Raw genomic sequence first — 659 nt, 5'->3', positions numbered from 1 at the left:
TAACGTGTTTGTGTATGGTTAGTTGCGTAGTTAAGCAACTAAGTTAACAAACAAATCACAGATAGAAAATTCCAGCGGAATTTTCGTAAGTCGGCAGTGACCTAGCAATTAATTATACACGGTGTTGTACAACGTTTTTTTTATTCATTAATTAATTTTTCGGCTTTTCTGATAATTCCAGCATATTTATTCAGTTCGTAAGAGATATTTTTTTTCTCAGTTGGTTCTCCAGAAACGATTAATTCTCTTTGTTTTTTATTCCAGTTAGTTATGTATGAAACAACTCGGAAATTTTCTTCGATGTCTATACTGTAACCTTTAATTTTTGCAATAGAGTCAGTAAGAAAGAAATACGTGCTTTCAGATTCAATTATTTTAATTGGCTTATTTCCGACTAAATAGATTTCCGATTTTATTTCTCCATAATCAACATTCATTTCTTGGACTATTTTGAAAATTCGTTTTTCCTTATGCCAAACTCTTAATTTAGATTCATTAGTCAAGTCAAAATTTGACTCGATTAATTCAGTGTCAGAATCGATTAATTTTGATTGATTATCAATTTCAGCCATTTTGTTTTCTTGTCCAAAAACAAGAATTCCAATTAGGGTCAATATGATTACGAAAGTTTTTTTCAAAATGTTGTACAACGTGTTTGT

The 659-nt window shown here is 29.7% G+C and carries 1 protein-coding gene; it reads right to left on the bottom strand.

All coding sequences use genetic code 11. The features are described from left to right. Nucleotides 1–140: 140 nt before the first annotated feature. The coding region (locus HM982_RS18430) for a hypothetical protein (RefSeq protein ID WP_218849897.1) at nucleotides 141–659 on the bottom strand (519 nt) is incomplete at its 5' end.

The organism is Winogradskyella vidalii, from assembly GCF_013403955.1.
Classification (GTDB): Bacteria; Bacteroidota; Bacteroidia; order Flavobacteriales; family Flavobacteriaceae; genus Winogradskyella; species Winogradskyella vidalii.
This window is presented reverse-complemented; position numbering and strand designations above follow the sequence as displayed.